The 25,617-nt window shown below is 55.9% G+C and carries 24 protein-coding genes; 4 read left to right on the top strand and 20 right to left on the bottom strand.

Features of this window, described 5'->3' with window-relative positions:
• Window positions 1–56 precede the first annotated feature (56 nt).
• From dedD to pdxB, 7 genes are all read right to left on the bottom strand, one after another.
• Window positions 57–758 (bottom strand): cell division protein DedD, encoded by a 702-nt coding sequence (gene dedD, locus F8561_RS19305; protein WP_014171030.1) that lies wholly within the window; start codon window positions 756–758, stop codon window positions 57–59.
• Complete coding sequence (gene folC, locus F8561_RS19300; protein WP_050737141.1) at window positions 748–2,016, bottom strand: bifunctional tetrahydrofolate synthase/dihydrofolate synthase; 1,269 nt, start codon at window positions 2,014–2,016, stop codon at window positions 748–750. The genes dedD and folC overlap by 11 nt, the downstream gene beginning before the upstream one ends.
• Before the next feature lie 67 nt (window positions 2,017–2,083).
• Window positions 2,084–2,989 carry an acetyl-CoA carboxylase, carboxyltransferase subunit beta gene (accD, locus tag F8561_RS19295; protein WP_020883123.1) on the bottom strand — a complete coding sequence of 302 codons (906 nt, stop codon included), beginning with the start codon at window positions 2,987–2,989 and terminating at the stop codon, window positions 2,084–2,086.
• A 154-nt stretch (window positions 2,990–3,143) separates the two neighbouring features.
• Entirely contained in the window at window positions 3,144–3,803 is a 660-nt protein-coding gene (locus F8561_RS19290; protein ID WP_020883122.1) for a DedA family protein, read from the bottom strand.
• 28 nt (window positions 3,804–3,831) lie between these two features.
• Window positions 3,832–4,644 carry a tRNA pseudouridine(38-40) synthase TruA gene (gene truA, locus F8561_RS19285; RefSeq protein WP_151887793.1) on the bottom strand — a complete coding sequence of 271 codons (813 nt, stop codon included), beginning with the start codon at window positions 4,642–4,644 and terminating at the stop codon, window positions 3,832–3,834.
• Window positions 4,644–5,657 carry an aspartate-semialdehyde dehydrogenase gene (locus F8561_RS19280; protein ID WP_014171035.1) on the bottom strand — a complete coding sequence of 338 codons (1,014 nt, stop codon included), beginning with the start codon at window positions 5,655–5,657 and terminating at the stop codon, window positions 4,644–4,646. Before F8561_RS19280 ends, truA begins: the two co-directional genes overlap by 1 nt.
• A gap of 67 nt (window positions 5,658–5,724) precedes the next feature.
• Window positions 5,725–6,861, bottom strand: coding sequence for a 4-phosphoerythronate dehydrogenase PdxB (pdxB, locus tag F8561_RS19275; protein WP_025203570.1), 1,137 nt, complete (start codon window positions 6,859–6,861; stop codon window positions 5,725–5,727).
• Window positions 6,862–6,975: 114 nt separating this feature from the next.
• On the opposite strand from pdxB, the gene flk reads away from it, so the two are divergent.
• Window positions 6,976–7,980: a flagella biosynthesis regulator Flk gene (gene flk, locus F8561_RS19270; RefSeq protein ID WP_025203569.1), complete on the top strand. Its 1,005-nt coding sequence runs from the start codon at window positions 6,976–6,978 to the stop codon at window positions 7,978–7,980.
• Between the two features lie 76 nt (window positions 7,981–8,056).
• Here the strand turns inward: flk and F8561_RS19265 are convergent, their stop codons facing one another.
• The gene (locus F8561_RS19265) at window positions 8,057–9,235 is read right to left on the bottom strand and encodes an MFS transporter (RefSeq protein WP_151887792.1); all 1,179 of its coding nucleotides are present in this window, start codon (window positions 9,233–9,235) and stop codon (window positions 8,057–8,059) included.
• Between the two features lie 206 nt (window positions 9,236–9,441).
• Complete coding sequence (gene fabB / locus F8561_RS19260) at window positions 9,442–10,659, bottom strand: beta-ketoacyl-ACP synthase I (RefSeq protein ID WP_014171039.1); 1,218 nt, start codon at window positions 10,657–10,659, stop codon at window positions 9,442–9,444.
• Between the two features lie 158 nt (window positions 10,660–10,817).
• Between fabB and mnmC the strand changes: the two genes are divergently transcribed.
• Complete coding sequence (mnmC, locus tag F8561_RS19255; protein WP_151887791.1) at window positions 10,818–12,815, top strand: bifunctional tRNA (5-methylaminomethyl-2-thiouridine)(34)-methyltransferase MnmD/FAD-dependent 5-carboxymethylaminomethyl-2-thiouridine(34) oxidoreductase MnmC; 1,998 nt, start codon at window positions 10,818–10,820, stop codon at window positions 12,813–12,815.
• 49 nt (window positions 12,816–12,864) lie between these two features.
• On the opposite strand, the gene F8561_RS19250 is transcribed toward mnmC, so the two are convergent.
• From F8561_RS19250 to prmB, 6 genes are read right to left on the bottom strand one after another with little or no spacing between them, the layout of a single operon-like run.
• Window positions 12,865–13,143 carry a YfcL family protein gene (locus F8561_RS19250; RefSeq protein ID WP_020883115.1) on the bottom strand — a complete coding sequence of 93 codons (279 nt, stop codon included), beginning with the start codon at window positions 13,141–13,143 and terminating at the stop codon, window positions 12,865–12,867.
• Window positions 13,144–13,156: 13 nt separating this feature from the next.
• The gene (locus F8561_RS19245) at window positions 13,157–13,702 is read right to left on the bottom strand and encodes an elongation factor P hydroxylase (protein ID WP_050737145.1); all 546 of its coding nucleotides are present in this window, start codon (window positions 13,700–13,702) and stop codon (window positions 13,157–13,159) included.
• A complete protein-coding gene (locus F8561_RS19240) occupies window positions 13,702–14,511 on the bottom strand; it encodes a sulfite exporter TauE/SafE family protein (protein ID WP_014171043.1) in 810 nt (269 codons plus the stop codon). The genes F8561_RS19245 and F8561_RS19240 overlap by 1 nt, the downstream gene beginning before the upstream one ends.
• On the bottom strand, window positions 14,511–15,335 hold the full coding sequence (gene mepA, locus F8561_RS19235) for a penicillin-insensitive murein endopeptidase (protein ID WP_151887790.1): 825 nt from the start codon (window positions 15,333–15,335) through the stop codon (window positions 14,511–14,513). Before mepA ends, F8561_RS19240 begins: the two co-directional genes overlap by 1 nt.
• A 2-nt stretch (window positions 15,336–15,337) precedes the next feature.
• Window positions 15,338–16,423 (bottom strand): chorismate synthase, encoded by a 1,086-nt coding sequence (gene aroC / locus F8561_RS19230; protein ID WP_025203566.1) that lies wholly within the window; start codon window positions 16,421–16,423, stop codon window positions 15,338–15,340.
• Between the two features lie 60 nt (window positions 16,424–16,483).
• The gene (gene prmB / locus F8561_RS19225; protein WP_014171046.1) at window positions 16,484–17,416 is read right to left on the bottom strand and encodes a 50S ribosomal protein L3 N(5)-glutamine methyltransferase; all 933 of its coding nucleotides are present in this window, start codon (window positions 17,414–17,416) and stop codon (window positions 16,484–16,486) included.
• Between the two features lie 145 nt (window positions 17,417–17,561).
• Between prmB and smrB the strand changes: the two genes are divergently transcribed.
• Window positions 17,562–18,113 (top strand): endonuclease SmrB, encoded by a 552-nt coding sequence (gene smrB, locus F8561_RS19220; RefSeq protein WP_014171047.1) that lies wholly within the window; start codon window positions 17,562–17,564, stop codon window positions 18,111–18,113.
• A 48-nt stretch (window positions 18,114–18,161) separates the two neighbouring features.
• On the opposite strand, the gene sixA is transcribed toward smrB, so the two are convergent.
• The 4 genes from sixA to F8561_RS19200 form a co-directional block, all read right to left on the bottom strand.
• Entirely contained in the window at window positions 18,162–18,647 is a 486-nt protein-coding gene (gene sixA / locus F8561_RS19215; RefSeq protein WP_014171048.1) for a phosphohistidine phosphatase SixA, read from the bottom strand.
• Between the two features lie 209 nt (window positions 18,648–18,856).
• Entirely contained in the window at window positions 18,857–21,004 is a 2,148-nt protein-coding gene (gene fadJ, locus F8561_RS19210; RefSeq protein ID WP_151887789.1) for a fatty acid oxidation complex subunit alpha FadJ, read from the bottom strand.
• Complete coding sequence (fadI, locus tag F8561_RS19205) at window positions 21,004–22,314, bottom strand: acetyl-CoA C-acyltransferase FadI (protein ID WP_032678623.1); 1,311 nt, start codon at window positions 22,312–22,314, stop codon at window positions 21,004–21,006. The genes fadJ and fadI overlap by 1 nt, the downstream gene beginning before the upstream one ends.
• Window positions 22,315–22,553: 239 nt before the next feature.
• Window positions 22,554–22,838 carry a YfcZ/YiiS family protein gene (locus F8561_RS19200; protein ID WP_014171053.1) on the bottom strand — a complete coding sequence of 95 codons (285 nt, stop codon included), beginning with the start codon at window positions 22,836–22,838 and terminating at the stop codon, window positions 22,554–22,556.
• Window positions 22,839–23,210: 372 nt separating this feature from the next.
• Here F8561_RS19200 and fadL point away from each other — a divergent pair, with 372 nt between their 5' ends.
• Window positions 23,211–24,539 (top strand): long-chain fatty acid transporter FadL, encoded by a 1,329-nt coding sequence (fadL, locus tag F8561_RS19195; RefSeq protein ID WP_020883109.1) that lies wholly within the window; start codon window positions 23,211–23,213, stop codon window positions 24,537–24,539.
• 63 nt (window positions 24,540–24,602) lie between these two features.
• On the opposite strand, the gene mlaA is transcribed toward fadL, so the two are convergent.
• On the bottom strand, window positions 24,603–25,355 hold the full coding sequence (gene mlaA / locus F8561_RS19190; RefSeq protein ID WP_020883108.1) for a phospholipid-binding lipoprotein MlaA: 753 nt from the start codon (window positions 25,353–25,355) through the stop codon (window positions 24,603–24,605).
• Window positions 25,356–25,617: the final 262 nt, after the last annotated feature.

Below are 25,617 nucleotides of genomic sequence, written 5' to 3'. Positions count from 1 at the left end.
CCGTCACTCTTCCCCCCCACCCTCTCTTCATAGAAAGGATAAGGGTGAGGGAGGGGTTAGTTCGCGCTGTAGCTCATCACCACACCGCTCAGGCCGGAGATCTGCTTCAGCTCACCCAGCGATCCTTTAAGCTTATCTTTGGACGCTTCTGGCCCCACGAGAATACGGGTAATTTTACCCTGTACCGGCGTGGAAGGTGAAGTGTAAACACGATATCCCGCACTGCGCAGTTTACCCACCACCTCATTGACCTTATCGGCATTTTTCAGCGCACCCAGCTGCACGACGTAGGCTTTGCCCGTCGGTGCGGCTTCCTGCTGAGCCGGTTTCGCCGGAGGCGGTGTCTCTGTCGCTGCGGCAAGCTGTTCGCTCGTTTTATCACGCTGCGGTTTCGGCTGCGTTTTTTCGACCGGCTTCGGTTTCTCAGCCGGTTTAGGCTGCACGACCGGAACCGGTACAGGATCGATATCGTTGGTGTTGCTCGCCGCCAGACGAGACGGATCAAGAGACGGCGCAGCCGCATCGCCCGCGCGAACCTCTTCCGCTGCGCCTTCCGGCGGCTGAGCAGGAAGGGCCTGTGTCGCCGCAGGCAACATATCCGGCTCGTCGCGATCGCCCGGTTTCGGTACCAGTGGAATGGCTGCAAACTCATCCTGATAGTGCTTTTTCTGCCCGTCGAGCAGGCCCGGAAGAATAATGACTCCCAGCGCCACCAGCACTATTGTTCCTGCTAAACGGTTCTGAAACTTACTCGCCACCGGTTCTCCCCGCGTCCATCACTTCCATGACATGTGCCACCGTGTGGAACGAACCACACACCAGCACGGTATCTTCTGGTTTAGCATCCGCCATCGCGGCATGCCAGGCCTGAGCCACGCTATTATAGATTGCGCCTTTGCCGAGATGTTCCATCAACTGCTCAGCGGTCGCCCCGCGTGGCCCCTCCAGAGGAGCACAATACCAGCTATCGACCACACTCTCCATGCAGGCCAGCGTACCGCCAATATCTTTATCATGAAGCATACCGATAACCGCCAGCACGCGCCCGGTTTTTGGTAACGATTTGAGACGTCCCGCGAGATACGCCGCGGCATGCGGGTTGTGCGCCACATCGAGGATCAGGCGCGGTGACTCGCTGACAATCTGGAAACGCCCGGGCAGGATCGCCCGCTCAATGCCCTCGCGAATCGCCTGCTCGCTCACCGCCAGACCGCTTGCGCGCAGTGCCGCCAGCGCGGTTGCCGCGTTAGGCTGCGGCACCTGCGGCAATGGCAGGTTGTCCAGTGCGCCCTGCGCATCGCTAAAGCGCCAGCCGTCTGCCTGAACCTCATACTGCCACTCTACGCCACGGCGCAGCAGACGCGCACCCGTCTCATTCGCCACCTCTGCAATGGTGTGCGGCATATCCGGCTCGCCGACCACGGCAGGTTTATTCGCCCGGAAAATCCCGGCTTTCTCGCGACCAATGCTTTCGCGATCCGGCCCCAGCCAGTCGGTATGATCCAGCGCAATGCTGGTCACGACGGCCACATCCGCATCCACCATGTTGGTGGCATCAAGACGCCCGCCGAGGCCGACTTCCAGAATCACCACGTCCAGTTGCGCCTGCTTAAACAACCACAGTGCCGACAGGGTGCCGTATTCAAAATAGGTTAATGAAATTTCACCGCGCGCGGCTTCAATTTCCGCGAAAGAGGCGGTATGCGCTGATTCCGGCAGCTCGCGGTTTTGCACACGCACCCGCTCGGTATACCGCACGAGATGTGGAGAGCTGTAAACGCCAACCTTATAGCCTGCTGCCATCAGGACAGACTCCAGCGTGCGGCACGTCGTGCCTTTTCCGTTCGTTCCGGCAACGGTGAACACAAACGGCGCTGGTTTCAGTACGTCGAGACGCGCGGCAACCTGGCTTACGCGCTCAAGCCCCATATCGATGGTTTTACTGTGCAGGTTTTCCAGATAAGAAAGCCACGCGGCCAGGGGCGACGTGGCTTGGGGAATGCTTTTATTTTCCATGATGCCCGGTCATTAACAGTTGAGAAAGCAAAAGGGCAGCGCCATCCGGCCCTGCCCTTTTCAGTTATCAGGCCTCGGGTTCCTGATCCGGTACCACCACGCCTTCGCGCGGCTCATCCGGGTTCGGCGCTGGCAGATTCATCAGCTTCGCCAGGATGCTTGCCAGTTTCAGGCGCATCTCCGGACGGCGGACGATCATGTCGATAGCGCCTTTCTCGATGAGGAACTCACTGCGCTGGAAGCCCGGCGGCAGTTTTTCACGTACGGTCTGTTCGATAACGCGTGGACCCGCAAAACCGATCAGCGCTTTCGGCTCAGCGATGTTCAGATCGCCCAGCATGGCAAAGCTTGCGGAAACGCCACCCATCGTCGGGTCGGTCAGCACGGAGATGTACGGCAAACCGCGCTCCTGCATTTTCGCCAGCGCAGCAGAGGTTTTCGCCATCTGCATCAGCGACATCAGCGCTTCCTGCATACGTGCACCACCGGAGGCGGAGAAGCAGATCAGCGGGCAGTTGTCTTCCAGCGCCTGCTCAACGGCACGCACGAAACGCGCACCCACGACAGAGCCCATTGAGCCACCCATAAAGGAGAACTCAAACGCGGCAGCCACCACCGGCATCGTGTGCAGGGTGCCTTTCATGACGATCAGCGCGTCTTTCTCGCCGGTCTCTTTCTGTGCAGAGGCCAGACGGTCTTTGTATTTTTTGGAATCACGGAACTTCAGCACGTCTTTTGGCTCAAGCTCGCTACCCAGTTCTACCAGAGAACCTTCGTCCAGCAGGCTATGCAGGCGATTACGCGCCGTCATACGCATGTGGTGGTCACACTTCGGACACACCTCAAGATTGCGTTCCAGCTCTGCGCGGTACAGAACCTGGCCGCAGCTATCACACTTCGTCCATACCCCTTCAGGAATGCTCGCTTTACGAGTCGGGGTTATGTTGCTTTTAATTCGTTCAATCCAGCTCATTGATAACCTTTCTGCCTGAACCTGGTCGTATGCCAGTTTTGCTATAAGAGGCGAATAATGCCATTTTTGCCTCCAACAGACCATGAATGTTGCACATTAAAACATAACAGCCCGAAACTTTGGATAAAAAAGTGGTCGAACCGCCAGTATGCATTTACTTCGCTTGCTTTGCTGCCGCACGTCGGTGACGAATAATCTCAATAACGCCAGGCAGTACCGAAAGCACAATAATCGCTACAATCAGTAACTTAAGGTTTTCCTGGACCACCGGGAGATCGCCAAACAGGTAGCCGGCATAGGTAAACAGCAGCACCCACAGCAGCGCGCCAACAACGTTATATGCCGCAAAGTGACGATAGGACATATGCCCCATTCCCGCCACAAACGGTGCAAATGTACGCACAATAGGCACAAAACGGGCAAGGATAATGGTTTTGCCGCCATGGCGTTCATAGAACGCATGGGTTTTATCGAGATAGCTGCGACGGAAAATTTTCGAGTCCGGATTGCTGAAAAGCCGCTCACCAAACACCCGTCCAATCGTGTAGTTCACCGCATCACCAATAATCGCGGCGATAACCATCAACACAACCATCAGATGCACATTCAAATCGTTAGTCGGTAACGCGGATAACGCGCCGGCCACGAACAGCAGTGAATCCCCCGGCAGGAACGGGGTGACAACCAGACCGGTTTCACAGAACAGAATGAGGAACAGAATAGCGTAAACCCAGACGCCGTACTGCGCGACCAGCTCCGCCAGGTGAACATCAATATGCAGGATGAAATCAATCAAAAAACGTATTACGTCCATTTTGTCTAAGCCTTAATTGCACCTTTGATTAGTCCGCTAAAAACAGCGGGCCCATTGGCGGTTTCGGCAGGTCAAACCGATCCGGATAGTCTACCGAGACCAGATACAGCCCTTCCGCTTTCGCCGTGGCTGCCGCAAGCGTTCTGTCCTTCGCTGCCAGCAGTTCTGCAATCCAGCTCTCCGGCTGGTGTCCGGCGCCCACTTCCATCAGGCTGCCCACAATATTCCGCACCATATGATGTACAAAGGCATTGGCTTTGATATCCACCACCACATACGCGCCATAACGGCTGACGTTTATGTGCATGACATTACGCCACGGCGTACGGGACTGGCACTGCACCGCACGGAACGAGGTAAAGTCATTTTCACCAATCAGACACTGCGCCGCACGATGCATACGTTCAGCATCAAGCGGTTCATAAAAATGCGTCACGCCCTGGCTTAACACCGCCGGACGTAGACGCTGATTGTAGATGACATAGCGGTAACGGCGCGCGGTGGCGCTGAAACGCGCATGAAAATCATCGGGAACATCTTTAACCCAACGAACCGCAATGTCTCCAGGTAAATTCGCATTCACCCCCAGCGTCCATGCTGTGTCCTTTCGCACAGCGGTGGTTTCAAAATGAACCACCTGCCCCGTGCCGTGAACGCCGGCATCCGTACGCCCGGCACAGAAAACGCTTATCGGTTCGTTCGCCACCTGAGAGAGCGCTTTTTCCAGTTTTTCCTGGACGCTGCGCACCTCATTTTGACGCTGCCAGCCATAATACTTACTGCCATCGTATTCAATACCGAGGGCAATTTTATGAACAGGCTTGTGATCCACTTCTGACATCAGTACAGGTACTCCTGCACGAGTTTCTCCGCAATTTTCACCGCCATCAGCGCGCCGCCAAAGCGAACGTTATCGGCAACTGACCAGAACTGGATCTGCTCAGGCATTCCGTAATCGTTACGCACGCAGCCAACAGACAGATGTGCACTACCGGTCGCATCACCAACCTGCGTCGGGAACTCACTCTCTTCGGAGAGGGCGATATCCTCACCGCGACCAAACGCGTCACGCGCTTCTTCTGCGGCGAGCGGGCGCAGCGCTTCAAAACCGACCATCTGTGCGTGGCCGTAGAAGACAGGAGACTGCACGCAGCTGGCAGAGATCATCAGGCCGTCATCCTGCAGAATTTTACGGACTTCATCGACAATACGGCGTTCTTCTCGCACGCTGCCTTCGCGATCCGGCAGCAGTGGCAGCATGTTAAACGCCAGCTGACGACCAAAATAGTCGTCTTCATCAATCGGAACGCCGCTCAGCAATTTCGCGCTCTGTCCGGCCAGCGCGTTAACCGCTTGCTTGCCGTTGGCAGACGCAGACAGCAGGCTGGTGACGAAGATACGCGACAGGCCGCCTTCGTCGATCAGCGGTTTCAGCGCGGTAAGCAGCTGACTGGTCAGGCTGTTCGGTACGGCGATAACGTTGCGGTTACGGTAGTCTGCCAGCACAAACGGGTTCACATCCGGCACCACCAGCGGCACATCCGGCTCAAGCGCGAACAGACCGCTTAAATCAATCACCAGACAACCCGAGTTGGTGGCCTCTTCAATGTAAGACGCCGTAGCCTCAGCACCGGCTGCAAAAAACGCCAGCTGCGCCTGAGTCCAGTCGAACCCGGCCGCATCCTGAACCATGACAGATTTACCGCCAAAACGCAGATGTTCACCCGCGCTATCTGTACGCGCCAGCGCATAGATATCACCCACCGGGAACTGACGCTCAGCAAGGGTTTCGAGCAGGGCTTCACCCACGGCACCCGTGGCACCTAAAATGGCAATGTTCCAGCCTTCAGACATGGTGGTTTACTCCAGAAATAAAAAAGCGTCCCTGTCGGAGTATCCAACAGGGAGCATTAAGAAGACATTAATGTGCCGGGTGATGAACGGCGTTAAAACCCAGTTTATGCAGCTGCGTCGCAGCCGTTGCGTCGTCGCAAATCACATACAGGGAAGACCACTCGCGGCGCTCAACATAGTTCTTGCGCAGCTTATCAAACTCACCCGGAATACCCGCCACTTTACGCAGCAGCGCGTCATCGCGGCGCACATCATACACCAAATGGACCAGTCGTTTCAGCGTTGCCTGATCGAGTGGCCCGTGCAGGGTAATGCGGCCAAATTCAGGCGCAGGCAGTAAGGTATCCAGCGCCACCTGCTGTGGATGGCCGATAAAGGCGCTATAGGCCTCAAAGACCTGCGTCGTGCCGCGGGCTTTTCCTTCAAGGGTATAACCGGCAATATGCGCCGTTGCGACGTCCACCTTGTTAAGCAGCGCAACGTTAAGCTCAGGCTCCGGCTCCCAGACGTCCAGCACCACGCTAAGCGCTTGCCCCTCGTCCAGACATTTCAGCAGCGCAAGGTTATCGACCACCGGGCCCCGGCAGGCATTTATCAGAATAGTGCCAGGCTTCAGACGACGGATCAGGGCTTCGTCAGCTAGGTGCAGCGACTTATAAGGCCCCTCTTTAAACAGCGGCGTATGGAAAGTGATCACATCGCACTGTGCAACCAGTTCATCCAGCGAACGGAAGTCTCCTTCATCACCGTTGTCTTTGCGCGGCGGATCGCACAGCAGGGTACGAATGCCTAACGCCTCAAGACGTTTATGCAGGCGCCCGCCCACGTTGCCCACACCAACAATCCCGACGGTACGGTCCTGCAACGCAAAACCGTCGCGCTCTGCCAGCATCAGCAGGGAGGAGAAGACATATTCCACGACCGCAATGGCGTTGCAGCCCGGCGCGGCTGAAAAACCGATCCCCGCCTGCTTAAGCCATTTATCATCCACATGATCCGTCCCTGCCGTTGCGGTCCCGACAAATTTCACTGCTTTGCCGGAGAGCAACGCCTCATTTACTTTGGTTACCGAGCGCACCATCAGCGCGTCTGCATCATCCAGCTCGTTTACCGGGATCGGCCGACCCGGGACAGCCTTAACGTTGCCGAGGCGGCTAAAGAGCTCGCGGGCATAAGGCATATTTTCATCAACGAGGATTTTCACGTCTGAGTACCTGTTTGAGAGGAAGAAAACCCATCAAGTGTGCCATAATCTGGCCGCCAGGCATATACGTCTGCCAGGTTTACGCTGAGTTTTGACTTTAAGGATTTTTTGACGATGCAGCCCATTTCAGGTACGCCGCCGCGCCCTCCGGGTGAAGGCCCTGTTACGCCAAACGTTGCAGGCGAACAACCGCTATCCACACAACAGCGCACCGTGCTGGAGCGACTGATCACGCGCCTGATCGCGCTGACGTCGCAGCAAAACGCGGAAGTCTGGGCTGGGGTAAAGCACGATTTAGGTGTCAGGAACGACGCACCTTTGCAGTCGCGCCATTTCCCTGCTGCCGAGCAAAACCTGAACCAGCGGATTGATACTGCACAGCAGAATCACAGCACACGCCAGATTGTCTCGCAGCTGACCGAGCTGTTGGGCCAGGGAAATAACCGCCAGGCGGTGAGTGATTTTATTCGCCAGCAGTTTGGTCAGACCGCCCTGAGCCAGCTGACCCCGGAACAGCTCAAAACCGTACTGACGCTGCTGCAAACCAATCAGCTGTCAATTCCACAGCCTCAGCAACGCCCTGCGACCGAGCGTCCGCTGCTGCCTGCCGAGCACAACACGCTCAAGCAGATGGTGACCAAGCTGGCCGCCGCCACCGGCGAACCGACGAAGCTTATCTGGCAATCAATGCTGGAACTCTCCGGCGTAAAAGCGGGCGAGCTGATCCCGGCGAAACAGTTTACGCATCTGGTGACCTGGCTACAGGCGCGTCAGACGCTCAGCACCCAGACCGCTCCAACCCTGCACACGGTTCAGGCGGCACTTAAGCAGCCGCTGGAGCCGAACGAATTTGACGCCATTCGTGATTACGCCCAGCAAACCTGGCAGGCCACACCGCAAACGGTACTGACCACCGCGCAGGTGCAGGATGTGCTCAACCAGATTTTCGTTCGCCGCGCCGAACGCGAAGGGGGCGTGCCGGAGGCACGAAACATACAGCCAATCTACAATCCGCTGTTTGCGCCGGTGGTGGAAACGTTCAGAACCCTCTCTGCCCGTCCAGGGTTGATGTTTATTGCGTTAATGATTGCACTGGCGATTTTCTGGCTGGTCGCATAACGGTTTCGCCCGGTGGCGCTACGCCTGCCGGGCCGACAGCACACCGGGGAAGGCTTGCCGCCCCGGCACTTAACCGCTAAGACTGCCGAAACGCCACCAGCGTCACCACAATGCCCATAACCGCTGCAACCGCGCCCGCCAGGAAAACAGACGGATACCCGAACGACGTTGCTAAAAGACCTGCCAGCGGCCCGGTTACCCCGTATGAGATATCCTGAAACGCCGCATAGCCGCCAAGCGCCGTGCCACGCACCTGCGGGGCGACACGTTTTACCACCTCCACACCCAGCGCCGGGAAAATAAGCGAGCATCCGCAGCCGGTCAACGCCGCGCCTAACAACGCTACGGACGCAACGGGTGCACTCCACAGTAATAGCAAACCCAGGGTTTCAATCACCAGTGATGCCACTGCAACCTTCACGCCACCAAAACGATCCGGCATCCAGCCGAACAGCACGCGCATTAAGACAAATGCGCCACCAAAGGCGGTCAGCGTAAAACCTGCCATCGCCCAGCCGCGGCTCATAAAGTAGAGTGAGACGAACGTACCGATTACCGCAAAACCGACGCCCTGCAGGGCCAGGCCAAGGCCCGGCTGCCAGATTTGGCCCACCACGCTCCACAAAGACGGGCGCTCCCCTTTATGGGCAGGGACTTTACGTACCGGACCGTTGAATGCCCATGCCAGCAGCGGCAGCATCAGGGTGGTCTCTGCCAGCGCGGCAAAGCCAAAGTGGCTGTGAATAAGCAACCCGAGCGGGGCGCCTGCGGCAAGCGCGCCATAAATGGCCATGCCATTCCAGGACATGACTTTGCCGGAGCGCGCAGGCCCCACCAGCCCCATACCCCATGTCAGCGTACCGGTCAGGAGCTGGCTTTCACCAAAGCCCAGGATTAAACGCCCCACGATCAGCAGCGCAAATTTATACGCAGCGTCAACCGGCAGGAGAGCGGCCAGCAGCCATGCACCTCCCGCCAGACCACAGGCAAACATGCCCTGTAACGCCGAGCGTTTTGCCCCGTGCTGATCCGCCAGACGTCCGGCATAACCGCGGGTTAATACCGTAGCCAGGAACTGAATACCCACGGCGACGCCGACCATGGTGTTGCCATAGCCCAGCTCCTGATGAACAAACAGCGGGATCACCGGCAGCGGCAGGCCGACGGTCATATAGGTCAGGAACACCGCAAACGCGATGCGAAACAGCGAGACGTTCGCTGAAGAGGTTGTTTCTGTTTGAGTGACTGCAGTCATGCTTTACTCCGAAATGAAGAGTAAGGCGGGGAAAAACCACGCCCCCTCTTCCTGATAACCAGGATTTAGGTGCGTTGGTTGACGTTGAACGCTTACGCATTATCGTGAGGATAATGTTGAGGTAGGAAGTTTGCCTGTGAGATCAGCCGCTTGTCAATGCATAAAAAAAGGGAGCCGTCAGGCTCCCCTTTTGAATCAGTCAGAACTTATGCGTTGTACTTACGCATCACCAGCGTGGCGTTAGTACCGCCGAAACCGAAGCTGTTGGACATGACGGTAGTCAGTGTCGCTTCTTTTGGCTGGGTCACGATGTTCAGACCTGCGGCCTGCTCGTCCATCTCGTCAATGTTGATGCTTGGGGCGATAAAGCCATTTTCCAGCATCAGCAGAGAGTAGATCGCTTCCTGAACGCCAGCAGCACCCAGAGAGTGACCGGTCATGGCTTTGGTCGCGGAGATAGCCGGGCTGTTGTCGCCGAACACTTCACGGATCGCACCCAGCTCTTTCACGTCGCCTACCGGAGTAGAGGTACCGTGGGAGTTCAGGTAGTCGATTGGTGTGTCAACGCCGTGCATCGCCATCTTCATGCAGCGCACTGCGCCTTCACCGGATGGAGCCACCATGTCAGCGCCGTCAGACGTTGCACCGTAGCCCACGATCTCAGCGTAGATGTGCGCACCACGCGCCAGCGCGTGCTCCAGCTCTTCAACCACAACCATACCGCCGCCGCCTGCGATAACGAAACCGTCACGGTGCGCATCATAGGTACGGGATGCTTTATCCGGAGTTTCGTTATATTTGGTGGACAGTGCCCCCATTGCGTCGAATTCACAGGCCATTTCCCAGCCCAGTTCTTCGCCGCCGCCAGCAAACACGATATCCTGTTTACCCAGCTGGATCTGCTCAACCGCATTACCGATGCAGTGTGCGGAGGTCGCACAGGCAGAGCTGATGGAGTAGTTAACGCCGTGGATTTTGAACGGGGTCGCCAGGCAAGCGGAAACCGCTGAACCCATAGCTTTAGTCACAACATAAGGACCTACCGCTTTCAGACCACGTGGGCTACGCATTGCGTCGGCACCAAAGACCTGCGCTTTAGATGAGCCACCGGAACCGGCGATCAGACCTACGCGTGGGTTGTTCTGGTAAACTTCCGCGCTCAGACCCGCATCCGCAATCGCTTCCTGCATGGAGAGATAAGCATAAATAGAGGCATCGTTCATGAAACGAACCACTTTACGGTCAATCAAACCGGTGGTGTCCAGTTTGACGTTACCCCATACGTGGCTACGCATACCTGAATCTTTAAACTCTTCAGAGAAAGTGATCCCGGAGCGTCCTTCACGCAGAGATGCCAGGACTTCCTGCTGGTTATTACCGATGCTGGAAACGATGCCCAGGCCAGTAATCACTGCACGTTTCATTCAATACCTCTGTAAGTCGCACTATATTAAGTTTCGAGTCGCACAATAGCGTACACTTGTACGCCGAACAAGTCCGATCAGACATTTTCTGCGGAAATTTGCACCGATGGACGCACATCGTTAAGATCGTGTCACTGCCTGTCAGACGAGTAACTTACGTGAAACAAAACGCTATACAACCCGCCAACCTCGAATTCAACGCTGAGGGTACACCTGTTTCCCGAGATTTTGATGACGTCTACTTTTCTAATGATAACGGACTGGAAGAAACCCGCTATGTTTTCCTTGACGGAAACCAGTTAAACGCCCGTTTCCCCACGCATCCGCGCAGTCTGTTCGTGGTCGCTGAGAGCGGGTTTGGTACCGGTCTGAATTTTCTCACCCTCTGGCAGATGTTCGATCAGTTTCACGCTGCTCACCCTGACGCTACACTGCAAAGATTACATTTCATCAGTTTTGAAAAATTTCCGCTCACCGCGCATGACCTTCGTCTCGCCCATCAGCACTGGCCGGAACTTGCGCCATGGGCGGAGCAGCTTCAGGCGCAGTGGCCGCCGCACCTCGGCGGCTGTCATCGTCTGCTGCTGGACGGCGGGCGCGTCACGCTGGATCTGTGGCTCGGCGACATCAATGAACTGACCGATAAGCTTGATGATTCAATGAATCAGAAAGTGGACGCATGGTTCCTTGATGGTTTTGCCCCCGCCAAGAATCCGGACATGTGGAGCCAGCATCTGTTTAACGCAATGGCACGCCTGGCGCGTCCTGGCGCAACGCTCGCGACCTTCACCTCGGCAGGCTTTGTCCGCCGCGGATTGCAGGAGGCCGGCTTTACTATGCAAAAGACCAAAGGTTTTGGTCGCAAGCGCGACATGCTGGTCGGAAGAATGGATCAGACGCTGGAGATCCCCGCTCAGACGCCCTGGTTTTCACGCAGCGCCAGCACTTCACGAGAGGTAGCAATTGTCGGCGGCGGGATTGCCAGCGCCCTGCTTTCGCTCGCGCTTTTACACCGTGGCTGGCAGGTAACGCTCTACTGCGCCGACGACGCACCGGCAAAAGGCGCTTCCGGCAACCGCCAGGGGGCGCTCTACCCACTGTTAAGCGCTCACGATCCGGCGCTGAGCCAGTTTTTCCCGGCAGCCTTTACCTTTGCCCGGCGCCTGTATGATGCCCTGCCTGTGGCGTTTGACCACGACTGGTGTGGCGTTACGCAACTGGGCTGGGATGAGAAGAGCCAGCAAAAAATCGCGCACATGTTGTCGCTGGGTCTGCCGCTCGAAATTGCCCGGGCGGTGAATGCGCAGCAGATAACCGAAACCGCGGGCGTCGATACGGGCTGCGACGGTATCCACTATCCGCTCGGTGGCTGGCTGTGTCCGGCAGATCTGACGACGGCAGCCATTGCGCTGGCGCAGTCGCGCGGGTTGACGGTGCACTATTCCCGCCAGGTCGCCTCACTTCACCACACAGAGCACTGGAACCTGCATTTCACCACGGGAGACGTGGCGCAGCATACCTGCGTAGTGCTGGCCAACGGTCACCCTATCAGCCAGTTCAACCAGACGGAAAAGCTGCCGCTTTACCCTGTCGGCGGCCAGGTCAGCCATATCCCCACCTCGCCAGCGCTGGAAAAACTGCAGCAGGTACTCTGCTACGACGGCTATCTGACGCCACAAAATCCGTCCAACGGCCACCACTGCATTGGTGCCAGCTACCATCGCGGTGAGACCGACATGCGCTACAGCGAAGACGATCAGCAGCAAAATCGCCAGCGCCTGCTCAACTGCTTCCCGCAGGCCGACTGGGCAAAAGAGGTTGATATCAGCGCCGGTGACGCGCGCTGTGGCGTACGCTGCGCCACCCGGGACCATCTGCCGATGGCGGGAAATGTGCCTGACTATGAAGCAACGCTTGAGGCCTATCAGGATCTTGCTGAAAACCGTGATACCGCGGTGAGTGCGCCAGTTTATCCGCAGCTGTTTATGCTCGGGGGACTCGGTTCACGGGGATTATGCTCAGCGCCGTTGCTGGCCGAAGTGCTGGCGGCACAGATGAGTGATGAGCCCGTTCCGCTGGACAGCGTTACGCTTGCGGGACTCAATCCCAACCGTTTGTGGGTACGGAAGTTACTGAAAGGAAAAAGGGTGAAGTAACGTGCGGGCCGATGTCCTCCCTCTCCCACCGGGAGAGGGAGGAAAATGACTACCTGGCTTTTGCCTGCTGGAACAGGGTGTCCCACATACCCAGCACTAATGACTGGTCACGCGGAGAGAGTTCCCCTGCCTGGATCGCTTTCTCCAGGCTGCGGCTCACTTCATCATGAATGGCCTCGGCAGAGTGATCGTCCCCTGCTTCCAGCTCAGCGACAGCCAGCGTCAGGTGACCACGCAGATAACCGCTGGCGAACAGCTCATCATCACTGGCGTGTTCCACCATGTCATCAATTAACGCCAGAATGCGTGATTCAAATTCTGCGATCATCTTCTTTCCTCTGTTAAAGATCTTCCGGCCAAGGGAAGCATTCCGCCGTGATCTCCGGCGTGTGGTAATAATTCTGTAAGGCCTCGATCAGGCGCGCCGGGCGTTCCGGGATGCCTTTCTCAAGATACTCCATCACCTGCGCATGAACGCGGCGCTGGAAGAGAATACGGTCTGGCTCGACCTCTCCTTCGAGGTTGTCACAGCTGACGTTGAACGGGAAACCTGCCGCCACACAGAATAACCATTCCAGCGCCTGCGGTTTCACCTCCACATCTTCAAACTGGCTCTGCGTGGCGGCGTCACGGCCGTCCGGACAATACCAGTAGCCGAAGTCCACCTGCTCACGACGCGCTTTCCCCGCTATACACCAGTGCGAAATCTCGTGTAACCCGCTGGCGTAAAAGCCGTGCGCGAACACGATACGGTTATACGGCACGTCCGCATCAGCAGGAAGATAGATCGGTTCGTCGTCGCCTTTAATCAGACGGGTATTAAAATCATCAGCAAAACAGCCATCAAAAATCTCAATCAGCTGTTCGTATTTATGGGTTGTGTTCATTAATTCATTCCCAGCCAGGTGAGGATCTCTTGTCCATGGCTGTCATAAAGCAGTTTGGCACTCATGACCGCTGAGACGACAACAATCATCGGGCGAATGAGCTTCTGTCCTTTGCTTAATACCAGACGCGAGCCCGCACGTGCGCCTAAAAATTGCCCTGCCATCATCACAAACCCGGTTGCCCAGATAACTTTGCCACCAATGATAAACAGCAGCAGGCCGCCGACGTTTGACGTCGCATTGAGCACTTTGGCGTGGGCGGTGGATTTAGCGAGATTAAAGCCGGCCAGCGTCACGAACGCAAGGGCATAGAACGAGCCTGCTCCGGGGCCAAAGAAGCCATCGTAAAACCCGACGCAGCCACCCGCGATAAGAGCGAACGGCAGGCCATGCAGACGACGCTGCCGGTCTTCTTCCCCTAGCTTTGGCATCAACAAAAAGTAGAGACCGATGCAGATAACCAGAATGGGGAGGATCTGGCGCAGAATATCGGACTGTACATGCTGAACCAGCAGTGCACCCGAGGTCGAACCAATAAAGGTCATCAGGATATTGAGCTTCTGGTCAGCCAGACTGACGACCTTACGGCGAATAAAATAGAGTGACGCGGAGAGCGAGCCACCGCAGGCCTGAAGCTTGTTAGTGGCGAGTGCCTGTGCCGGGCTCATGCCCGCGGCCAGCAGCGCCGGTACGGTTAACAAACCACCGCCGCCCGCCAGAGCATCAATAAACCCGGCCAGCATCGCCACAAAGAAAAGCACCACCAGCAGAAGCGGCGACACCATAAACAGTTCGACGAAATTATCCATTAAAGTACATGCTCATCCAGTAGCGCCTGGCAGGAAGGCGGCAACGGAGGCGGTGTCTTCTTCTCAGGCTTAGAGGTTCCAGGTTTTGCCGGCTCAAACCAGCTCTGCAGTTCCGCACCACAGCCATCGCCTGGCGGGGGTAACGGCTGATCTTCACATTCCAGGCTGTTTGCCGGGCAGCGCAGACGAACGTGCATATGTGCACGATGCTGGAACCACGGACGCACTTTACGCAGCCAGTCGCGATCGGCGCCGGCATCCAGGCAGAGTTGCTGCTTGATGGCCGGGTTCACGAAAATCCGCGTGACATCGTTATCTTTCGCCGCCAGCTTAATCATGCTGAAGACGTCCTGCGTCCACAACGATGGCACGACGTTTTTACCGTCGCGCGCCACCAGATCCAGCGCCTGCGGTTTCAGCAACTGGGCTGAACTCCAGCGCGCTTTCGGCAGTTGCAGGAAGATATCGACATCGAGACCGGTCTGGTGACTGGCGTGTCCGCCGTTGAACCGACCGCCGGCAGGCATCCCCATATCGCCAATCAGCATCGTGCCCAGCCCCAGGTTATGCACCTGGTTTCCCAGACGCTGGATAAACAGAACCAGATCCGGGTGGCCAAAATAACGACGCTGGTCGGTACGCATCACCTGATAGGTATCGGACTGCAGCGGAAGTTCCTGTGCCCCAACGATACAGCCGTTCGAGAACGCGCCAATTGACTGCGCGCTGCCCGCCACAGGATGGGTAATTTTCTGCCATGGCGTCGCGGCCAGACTGGCTCCACTGGCAAGCAGTGCCAGCAGAGCAATGACGGTTTTTTTCATGTTTACCAGCGTGGAATGGTGGTCGTCACATCCGCATTCTGCGCGCGCTGGCGCAGGAAGTGATCCATCAGTACGATCGCCAGCATCGCTTCTGCGATCGGCACCGCACGGATCCCCACACAAGGATCGTGACGTCCTTTAGTGATCATCTCAACTTCTTCGCCAGAGCGGTTAATCGTGTGGCCTGGCACGGTAATGCTGGAGGTCGGTTTCAGCGCAATATTGGCAATAATCTGCTGACCGCTGCTGATACCGCCGAGGATGCCGCCCGCGTGGTTGCTCTGGAAACCGTCTTTGGTGATTTCGTCGCGGTTCTGGCTGCCCCGCAGCGCAACGACGTCAAAACCGTCGCCAATTTCTACACCCTTCACCGCATTGATGCTCATCAGCGCGTGAGCGATGTCCGCATCCAGACGGTCAAATACCGGTTCACCCCAGCCTGGCGGTACGCCATCAGCCACGACGGTGACTTTGGCACCAATGGAGTCGCCCTCTTTTTTCAGGCCACGCATCAGTTCGTCCAGCGCTTCCAGCTTATCTGCATCGGCACAGAAGAACGGATTTTGCTCGACCAGATCCCAGTCTTTGATAGCCAGTGGAATATCGCCCATCTGGGTCAGACAGCCGCGGATCACAATGCCAAATTTCTGCTGCAGGTATTTTTTGGCGATAGCCCCTGCCGCAACGCGCATCGCGGTTTCACGGGCAGACGAACGTCCGCCGCCGCGATAATCACGGAAGCCATACTTTTGTTCGTAGGTGTAATCGGCGTGTCCAGGACGGAACACATCTTTGATGGCGCCGTAATCCTGCGAGCGCTGATCGGTATTTTCAATCAGCAGCCCGATGCTGGTGCCGGTGGTGCGGCCTTCGAAAACGCCGGAAAGAATTTTGACCTGGTCCGGCTCGCGACGCTGCGTGGTGTAGCGAGAAGTCCCCGGACGACGACGGTCGAGGTCGTGCTGTAAATCAGCTTCGGTCAGTTCGATGCCTGGCGGTACGCCGTCAACGATACAGCCCAGTGCCAGCCCGTGCGATTCACCAAAGGTGGTCACCCGGAATAATTGTCCAATACTGTTTCCTGCCATCACGGCTCCGATGTCGTTATTTGTGTTTGAGCGTTGTGAAACGGGCCGAAGCCCGCTGGATTAATCTTTGTAAATGCTGAAGTATTCGCGCGCGTCAAGCAGCTGCGCTTTGGTCAGCATAAAGACGCCGTCACCGCCGTTATCGAACTCGAGCCAGGTGAACGGCACATCCGGGTACTGCTCTATCAGATGTACCATGCTGTTGCCCACTTCACAAATCAGAACACCGTCGTCGGTCAGATAATCCGGCGCGCAGGCCAGAATGCGACGGGTAAGCTTCAGGCCATCAGAGCCTGACGCCAGACCCAGCTCCGGCTCGTGGCGATATTCGTTTGGCAGATCGGACATGTCTTCCGCATCAACATACGGCGGGTTGGTGACGATCAGATCGTACTGCAGCGTTGGCAGATCGCGGAACAGATCGGAGCGGATTGGCGTAACGTGATGGATCAGACCGTGCTCTTCAATATTGTGCTCGGTAACAGCCAGCGCATCGGTGGAGATATCCACGGCATCCACTTCCGCTTCCGGGAAGGCGTACGCACAGGCAATCGCGATACAGCCGCTGCCGGTACACATATCAAGGATATGCTCTGGCTGATGGTTAATCAGGCCTTCAAAGTGGTTGTTGATCAGTTCGCCAATCGGCGAGCGCGGCACCAGAACGCGTTCATCAACATAGAACTCGTGTCCACAGAACCAGGCTTTGTTGGTCAGATAGGCAACCGGAATGCGCTCGTTAACGCGGCGGATAACACGCTCCACGATACGGTGCTTTTCGCTGGAGGTCAGGCGTGCGGTACGCATGTCTTCCGGAATGTCGAGCGGCAGGTAGAGGGACGGCAGCACCAGTTGAACGGCCTCATCCCACGGGTTATCGGTACCGTGCCCGTACCAGATATTTGCGGCGCTGAAGCGGCTAACCGACCAGCGCAACATGTCCTGTATGGTATGCAGCTCGTTTACTGCTTCATCGACAAAAATTTTATCCACTCTTTCCTCCAGGGCATGCTCGCATAATTTTCGGCGGCTAGTTTGCCATGAAGACGGCGATAAATCAGCAATGACGCGTCGCGCTTGAGGTTAAAAAATGCGTTTAGTCGGGTACACTGTCGGAAATACGAGATGAGAATGACCCATGAAAAAGAAAACATCCCTTAGCGAGGAGGATCAGGCGCTCTTCCGTCAGCTGATGACCGGGACGCGTCAAATCAAGCAGGACATCATTGTCCACCGTCCGATGCGCAAAAAAATCACGGAAGTCCCGGTCAAGCGATTGCTCCAGGAGCAGGCGGATAATAGCCACTATTTTTCAGATGAATTTCAGCCCCTGCTCAATACGCAGGGCGCGGTGAAGTACGTACGGGAAGATGTCAGCCACTTTGAGCTGAAAAAATTACGCCGGGGGGATTACTCGCCCGAACTGTTTCTTGATCTGCACGGTTTGACGCAGATGCAGGCGAAGCAGGAGCTGGGCGCGTTAATTGCCGCCTGTCGTCGCGAACATGTTTTCTGCGCCTGCGTGATGCACGGCCACGGCAAACATATCCTGAAGCAACAAACACCGCTGTGGCTGGCTCAGCACCCCCACGTGATGGCGTTTCATCAGGCACCCAAAGAGTACGGCGGAGATGCCGCATTACTGGTGTTGATTGAAGTAGAAGAGTGGCAGCCGCCAGAATTACCCTGACAGGACGGCGGGAGGCATGTTCTGCTCCCCGCCATATCGCACGTCACATCAGATAGCTTTTGCCATCTTCAGATTGCACGGACTCATTTGCCAGTTGAAGACCCCTTTGCCCGTTTCGTCGAGAGCGACGTTGGCAATGGCGGAAGTCGTGAACATCGGCGGCGTCTCGCCCGGGCACAGCTCAGATACCAGATAGCCAACGAGTGGCAGGTGGGAAATGACCAGCGCGGAAGCGACACCTTCATTGCACAGCGCCTGAAGATAAGCGCTGACAAGGCCGACATCACCGCACGGGGTGAGTTCCGGGAGAACATCCACACTGGCTGGCAGGTTCATACACTCCCCCACCACTTCCAGCGTCTGTTCTGCACGCAGGAACGGACTCACCAGAACGCGTTCGATGTCCACTTTTTGACCTTTAAGCCAGGTCGCCATCAGACGAGATTCGTCGCAGCCACAGACGGTCAAAGGACGTACTGAGTCACTGGCGGCATCGAGTGCCGCGTCGCCGTGACGCATGATAAAAACTTGCATATTGCACCGCTTTTGTTAACCAGAATCACCGGCGTTGACTACCCGCGATTACCGCTCCGAGGTAGAAAACCCGATGGTCGGGCATTGTGCCTGATCCATTCGGTGAATGAAACGCTGTTTTTTACCTCAATGGCGTAAGTATAGTCAATCTCTGTTTACAAAATCGCCAAAACAGGTTCATACACTTCAGGATTTACCCTTTTTTGACCTCAACTTACGAGGACAGTTTCCCTTGAAGGCCAAAATGTCTGGCCCCGTTCCGCCATCTGCAATAATTCGTCACACGGTGTAAACCGCGGACCGTATTGCGAGGCCAGACGTTGCAGGATTGCAACTACTTCACCCGCACCGAGAGTGTCCATGTAACGGAACGGGCCGCCGAGGAACGGCGGGAAACCAATGCCAAATACCGCACCGATGTCACCATCGCGCGCGCTTTTAATCACCTGCTCACCAAAGCAGCGTGCCGCTTCATTAAGCATCATCATCACACAGCGTTCAGCACACTGAACGGGTGACAGTTTCCCCTGACCGGTTGTCGGAATAAGCCCATAAACCGAAGGGTCGACCTGTTTCTTGCTTTTACGCCCTTTCGCGCCGTAAAGATAGAAACCGCGTTCATTTTTTCTGCCTTTGCGATCGTCCTTCAAAATTGCAGAAACAATGTTTGCAGGCGGGCTAAAACGATCTCCATAAGCATCTTCCAGCACAGGTATAATTTTAGTGCCGGTGTCGATTCCCACCTCATCCAAAAGTTGGATTGGGCCAACGGGGAACCCAAACTTCACCAGCGCCTCGTCGACGTGTTCGATCTTCTCCCCTTCCGTCAGAAGCCGCATCGCTTCATTTATATAAGGCGCCAGAATGCGGTTAACGTAAAAGCCGGCTTTGTCCGCCACCACTATCGGTGTCTTACCCTGCATTTTGGCCAGTTTAACCACGGTAGCAACGGTTTGCGGGCTGGTGCTGGCGTGCGGGATAACCTCCACCAGCGGCATTTTTTCAACCGGACTGAAATAGTGCAGGCCAATCACCTGCTCCGGACGCTGGGCTCTGGCCGCAATATCGCTAATGGGCAATGACGAGGTGTTCGACGCAAAAATGGTATGGGGTGCGCAATGTTGCTCAACGTCAGCCACCATCTGCTGCTTAAGCGCCAGGTCTTCAAACACCGCTTCAATCACCAGATCGCGATGGGCAAAACCGCTGTAGTCTGTCGTGCCGGAGATCAGTGCCAGGGTTTTATCACGCTCATTGGCCTTGATATGGCGGCGTTTAACCTTTTGATCAAGGTTCTGCCAGCTGTACTGCAGCGCGTGATTGATTCCTTTCGCATTGATGTCTTTGATACGTACAGGCAATTTGCCTTTGCTGGCGGTAACAAAAGATATTCCGCCCCCCATCAGCCCGCCACCCAGTACGCCAATGGCATGCAGCGGGGCAGGCTGCGCCTCGCTGCCGGGGTCTTTTTTTACCTCTGTACTGGCAAAAAAGATGTTACGCAGCGCCTGAGACTGCGGCGTCATCGCCAGCTCGCCAAAGGCTTTTGCTTCTGCGGCATAGCCGCTGCTGCTGCCCTGAGATAACCCCACTTCAATAACCTCAAGGATACGTTTCGCCGCCGGGTAGTTACCTTTGGTTTTTTGTTCGGTTTTCTTGCCCGCCATGCTGAACAGGAGTGTGCGGCCCAGTGGCCCGGCCAGCACGCGCTCACGCACCGGCAGAGGACGTTTTGCCTGCCGTCCTTTGAGCGCCAGTTCAACCGCCGCCTCAAGCAAAATGGCGTGAGGAACCACCTCGTCGACCAGGCCGGCTTTCAGCGCCTGACGGGCACGCAGTTGTTTGCCGGTTAATATCATTTCCAGCGCAGTGCTGACCCCAACCAGACGCGGCAGACGCTGCGTCCCGCCGGAGCCTGGCAGGAGGCCTAACTGCACTTCAGGCAGGCCCAGAACGGTTTTCGCATCGTCGGTACAAATGCGGCTGTGACAGGCCAACGCCAGCTCCAGCCCACCGCCCAGACAGGCACCGTGGATCGCCGCGATGACCGGGATAGACAGCGCATGGATCTCCGCCATGACCTGTTGCCCCTGACGCGCCAGCTCTTCGGCTTCCTGAGCGTTTTGCGCCCGGGCAATCATGTTGATATCGGCTCCGGCAATAAAGTTGTCCGGTTTCGCCGAGATAAACACCAGGCCGCGAATCGCTTTGTTCTCACGGATCTGCTTTAGCATCGCGCGCACCTGAACGCCGAACTCGGCTTTCAGGGTGTTCATCTTCTCGTTGGGAACATCGACAGTAATAACGGCGACGTTATCGAGGCGTACCGTCAGATTAAATGCAGATGGCATATCCATTATTCAGCCTCCAGAACCATTGCCGCGCCCAGACCACCCGCTGCGCAGGCGGTTACGAGACCAAAACCACCGCCCCGGCGGCGTAACTCATGTAATGTCTGGGTGATCATCCTCGCCCCCGTCGCCGCAAATGGATGACCGTAGGCGATGGAACCACCCAGGACGTTAAATTTGCTCTGATCCACTTCGCCCGTGGCATGCGCCCGGCCAAGAACATCGCGCGCGAAACGTTCACTCGCCAGCAGTTGTATGTTTGCCAGGGTTTGTGCGGCAAAAGCTTCGTGCATATCAATGAGGGTTAAATCCGCGAGGGTCAGTCCCGCGCGTTCCAGCGCCAGCGGTGTGGACCACGCCGGCCCTAACAACATGTCCTGCCACACATCTATCGCCGTGAAGGCGTAGCTGCGCAGGTAGCCCAGCGGTTTTATGCCCAGCTCTTTGGCACGGGATTCCGTCATCAGGATCACCGCGGCGGCACCGTCCGTCAGCGGAGTACTGTTGGCGGCCGTGACGGTACCGTGTTTGCGGTCAAATGCCGGACGGAGCCTGGCGTAATCCGCCATCGTCGAGCTGCCGCGAATATTGTTATCTTCTGAGAGCGGTTCACGGTATGGCGGGATGTACGCCGTCATGACTTCATCAGCCAGTTTGCCTTCCGACCAGGCTTTCGCCGCCAGCTGATGTGAGCGATGAGCCAGCGCATCCTGCTGCTCACGGGTGATCCCGTAAGTTTTTGCCATCTGCTCGGCGGTATCGCCCATTCTCAGACCGGTGGAATACTCCGCCACTGCGGGCGGTACAGGCATAAGGTCACGCAGGCGTAAGCGTGAGAAAAGTTTGAGTTTCTGACCGACGGTACGGGCTTTGTTGGCGTCAACCAGGATCCGGGCCAGCTTTTTACTGACCCCAATCGGCAGAACCGAAGAGGAGTCCGCCCCGCCGGCGATCCCAGCGCGAATGGTACCTGCCATCAGGCTTTCAGCCACGTTAGCCACCGCCTGGAAACTGGTAGCACATGCCCGGCTGACGCTGTAGGCATCAGTGTGGACGTTCATCCCCGTACCGAGGACGATTTCGCGTGCAATATTGGGTGCTTCAGGCATCTGCACAACCTGGCCAAAAACCAGCTGCTCGATGACCTCAGGCGGAATTTCGCTGCGAGCCAGCATCTCCCCCACCACCATTTTCCCCAGATCGACAGCCGGTATGCCATGAAACGCTGTCGCCTGACGTGCAAATGGCGTACGTAATCCACTGACAATGGCAATGCGATCGCCCTGACGGGTAATAAGCGGTAACGCCTGACTCATAACCTTCCCCTGTAAAATTTTTTACTCAAACATAAAGTGGTCTGACCTGATAACAGTCTTAACCATTTTTTTACATTCAGCCAATCAGGGAAACGAAAAAGTGCGAGCTAAGGCACAGAGAAGAAAAAGAAAATGTCTCTGCGAAAACAAAAGCAAAACGGTAACCTGAAGGTTACCGTTTTAGTGTGCACCCTCTACTGTGAGAGAGGGGCCAGGATGAGGGTATTACGCCGTTGAGGTTAGCGCAGACCCAACTGGAAAATCAGCGTTTCCGCCTCGCAGGCGAACACAAAGTCGATATCCAGCTTCACACCGCCGTCCACGTCAGTAAAGGTGGATTTGATTTCGCACGGATCGGATTCGACCTCACGTGCACGTTTGCTCAGCGCGGCCAGGGTTTCTTCCGCTTCGGCGCGGTTGCTGAATACACGGCTGTAAGAGGCGGTGCAATCGGAGTTGTCCATGATGGTACCAACATCCATACAGCAGCAAACCGGGGTTTCATCAGCACTGCATTTACTCATAGCTCAATTTCCTCTGTATTCGCGCAAGGCGCGAGATAAACACGATGCTGCTATTTTACGCCCCGGGGCTGGCTCTCTCCAGCCGTTAATGGCGCAAAAGCGGATAAGTGACCAATATCACACTAAAAAATGATCTAGAACAAAAATCACCCTTTCAGACGATTCGCAATGGTCACAATTTTGCCAACCAGATCTCGTTTCAAGAAACATGTTTGAAAATATTAATAAACAAACTTGCAACATTCTGGCTGGTCAGACCTATACTCTCGCCACTGGTCTGATTTGTATGTCATACCTCAGACCCTACACTTCGCGCTCCTGTTACGGTATGTAACAATTATTGAATAAAAATAACTCAATGAGGTTATGGTCATGAGCCAGAAAACCCTGTTCAAAAAGACTGCGCTGGCAGTCGCAGTGGCAATCGTCTCTACGTCCGCCTGGTCCGCGGGCTTTCAGTTAAACGAATTTTCTTCCTCTGGCCTTGGCCGTGCGTATTCCGGGGAAGGCGCAATTGCTGATGATGCGGGTAACGCGAGTCGTAACCCTGCACTGATCATGATGTTCGATCGTCCGACCTTCTCTGCTGGTGCAATCTTTGTTGATCCGGGTGTTGATATCTCGGGCCGCTCGCCAACAGGCGCCAGCCTGAAGGCAGACAACATCGCGCCAACAGCCTGGGTGCCAAACCTCCACTTCGTTGCGCCAATTAATGACCAGTTCGGCTGGGGCGCTTCCGTGACGTCTAACTACGGTCTGGCTACCGAGTTTAATAATAACTACGCCGCAGGGGCGTATGGCGGTAAAACCGACCTTGAAACCCTGAACCTGAACCTGAGCGGTGCTTACCGTCTGGACAACCACTGGAGCTTCGGCGTCGGCTTTGATGCGGTTTATGCTAAAGCGAAGATCGAGCGCTACGCGGGTGACCTGGGTAAAGTCGTTGCTGGCTCAGGCGCTCTGCCACCGATTCCGGGTCTGGCACAGCAGGTTGCAGGTATTCCGGCAGATACCCAGATTGCTTACCTTAAGGGTGACGAATGGGGCTTCGGCTGGAACGCCGGTATCCTTTATGAAATCGATAAAAATAACCGCTACGGTTTAACCTACCGTTCCGAAGTGAAAATTGACTTCGATGGCGATTATAAGAGCAGCCTGCCTTCAGCCTATAACCAGATTCTGGGTAGCTTCGGCCTGCCAATGGGCACCGACGGCCGTACCACTGGCGGTTCTCTGAGCCTGCACTTGCCAGAAATGTGGGAACTGTCGGGTTATAACAAAGTGGCGCCGCAGTGGGCGGTTCACTATAGCCTGACCTACACCAGCTGGAGCCAGTTCCAGGAGCTGAAAGCGACCAACAGCAATGGTGACACGCTCTTCTATAAAGATGAAAGCTTCCGTGATGCCTACCGTATCGCGCTGGGTACCACCTACTATATGGATGACAACTGGACATTCCGTACCGGTATTGCCTTCGATGATAGTCCGGTACCGGCTGACAAGCGTTCCATCTCCATTCCGGACCAGGACCGCTTCTGGCTGAGCGCAGGTGCAACCTATGCCTTCAATAAAGATGCTTCTATCGATGCGGGCATCTCTTACATGCACGGTCAAAAAGTTAACTTTAAGGAGGGGCCGTATGAGTTCTCTTCTGAAGGTAAAGCCTGGCTGTATGGCATGAACTTCAACTACGCGTTCTAATCGCGCAGGGATTAAAAAAGGTGAGCATGGCTCACCTTTTTTCTTTATTCCGGGTCGATATCTTTATTCCGAGTCGATATCTTTTAATTCGTTCTCGATTGCTTTCGCGTTCGGATTCTCTTCCGGCTTCAGCTTGCCGCCATTGGCAATAAAGTCGTGATTCTGGAAGTAAGCTTCGCGGACCATAATATACGGGTCAGAAGACTGACGCAGCAGACCGTCCGAATCAAGCAGTTGCGCACGCGTCTCGATCCCTTCCACCGTCCATTTCCCTACCGACAGCGGCCAGGTCAGCCACGACAGAACCGGATACAGCGTATCCACCATGTCGCCGCCGTCATCTCGTACGGTGAAACTGCCGTAGAATGGCAGATGAACATACGGACCATAACCCACGCCATAATGCCCCATCGTACTGCCGAAACGGTGCGGTTGCTCACGCTGAAGTTTCGGGTTCGCCATACCGGCAACATCGATGAAGCCCCCCATCCCCAGCAATGAGTTCAGGAAGAAGCGGGTAAAGTGCACCATACCCTGATACGGATCGCCCTGCAGGAAGTAGTTCACCATCACCGCAGGTTCTTCCAGGTTACTGGTGAAGTTACTCAACCCGTTACGCGCAGGTTGTGGAACATAATCACGCCATGCAACTGCCACCGGGCGAACCACATACGGGTCCAGCACGTTGTAGTTGAAGCTGTACATTGAGCGGTTAAATCCTTCGAGAGGATCGGAGCGTCCCGTTTGCTCTCCAGAGCTGGCGCAGCCCACAAGCATCGTCGCGCCCAGCGCAAGCGCCGACAGCCGAAGTTTCATAAATATCTCCCTGTTCAGTATGGCTATCGTTGATTGCCATCCGTAACGGAGCATGGGTTGCTCCGCCTGTAAACGTGCAAGTGATTGTAACAGCACGTTTACCAATGTCTACGAGCACAATTACGGGCAGTAACCACCGTCACTCTGATCTCAGCATAGCCTGGCTTTTGGAATTCGTTTCGCTGGCAATTTTATAATGTCTTTTAATGAGATGTATCGCCTTTGTTGCCATTGCCGCCAATTTAAGAGCATCCCCACGGGC

The sequence above is a fragment of the Enterobacter sp. 198 genome, assembly GCF_009025585.1.
Taxonomy (GTDB): domain Bacteria; phylum Pseudomonadota; class Gammaproteobacteria; order Enterobacterales; family Enterobacteriaceae; genus Enterobacter; species Enterobacter ludwigii.
The sequence above is the reverse complement of the archived record's forward strand: the minus strand, read 5'-3'. Positions and strand labels throughout refer to the sequence as shown.

Bases quoted from the DNA above. Each gene is read 5' to 3' on its own strand.
- folC (WP_050737141.1), bottom strand. From the start codon at position 2,016: ATGGAAAATAAAAGCATTCCCCAAGCCACGTCGCCCCTGGCCGCGTGG.
- accD (WP_020883123.1), bottom strand. From the start codon at position 2,989: ATGAGCTGGATTGAACGAATTAAAAGCAACATAACCCCGACTCGTAAA.
- F8561_RS19290 (WP_020883122.1), bottom strand. From the start codon at position 3,803: ATGGACGTAATACGTTTTTTGATTGATTTCATCCTGCATATTGATGTT.
- truA (WP_151887793.1), bottom strand. From the start codon at position 4,644: ATGTCAGAAGTGGATCACAAGCCTGTTCATAAAATTGCCCTCGGTATT.
- F8561_RS19280 (WP_014171035.1), bottom strand. From the start codon at position 5,657: ATGTCTGAAGGCTGGAACATTGCCATTTTAGGTGCCACGGGTGCCGTG.
- flk (WP_025203569.1), top strand. From the start codon at position 6,976: ATGCAGCCCATTTCAGGTACGCCGCCGCGCCCTCCGGGTGAAGGCCCT.
- F8561_RS19265 (WP_151887792.1), bottom strand. From the start codon at position 9,235: ATGACTGCAGTCACTCAAACAGAAACAACCTCTTCAGCGAACGTCTCG.
- fabB (WP_014171039.1), bottom strand. From the start codon at position 10,659: ATGAAACGTGCAGTGATTACTGGCCTGGGCATCGTTTCCAGCATCGGT.
- F8561_RS19250 (WP_020883115.1), bottom strand. From the start codon at position 13,143: ATGATCGCAGAATTTGAATCACGCATTCTGGCGTTAATTGATGACATG.
- F8561_RS19245 (WP_050737145.1), bottom strand. From the start codon at position 13,702: ATGAACACAACCCATAAATACGAACAGCTGATTGAGATTTTTGATGGC.
- F8561_RS19240 (WP_014171043.1), bottom strand. From the start codon at position 14,511: ATGGATAATTTCGTCGAACTGTTTATGGTGTCGCCGCTTCTGCTGGTG.
- mepA (WP_151887790.1), bottom strand. From the start codon at position 15,335: ATGAAAAAAACCGTCATTGCTCTGCTGGCACTGCTTGCCAGTGGAGCC.
- aroC (WP_025203566.1), bottom strand. From the start codon at position 16,423: ATGGCAGGAAACAGTATTGGACAATTATTCCGGGTGACCACCTTTGGT.
- smrB (WP_014171047.1), top strand. From the start codon at position 17,562: ATGAAAAAGAAAACATCCCTTAGCGAGGAGGATCAGGCGCTCTTCCGT.
- sixA (WP_014171048.1), bottom strand. From the start codon at position 18,647: ATGCAAGTTTTTATCATGCGTCACGGCGACGCGGCACTCGATGCCGCC.
- fadJ (WP_151887789.1), bottom strand. From the start codon at position 21,004: ATGGATATGCCATCTGCATTTAATCTGACGGTACGCCTCGATAACGTC.
- fadI (WP_032678623.1), bottom strand. From the start codon at position 22,314: ATGAGTCAGGCGTTACCGCTTATTACCCGTCAGGGCGATCGCATTGCC.
- F8561_RS19200 (WP_014171053.1), bottom strand. From the start codon at position 22,838: ATGAGTAAATGCAGTGCTGATGAAACCCCGGTTTGCTGCTGTATGGAT.
- fadL (WP_020883109.1), top strand. From the start codon at position 23,211: ATGAGCCAGAAAACCCTGTTCAAAAAGACTGCGCTGGCAGTCGCAGTG.
- mlaA (WP_020883108.1), bottom strand. From the start codon at position 25,355: ATGAAACTTCGGCTGTCGGCGCTTGCGCTGGGCGCGACGATGCTTGTG.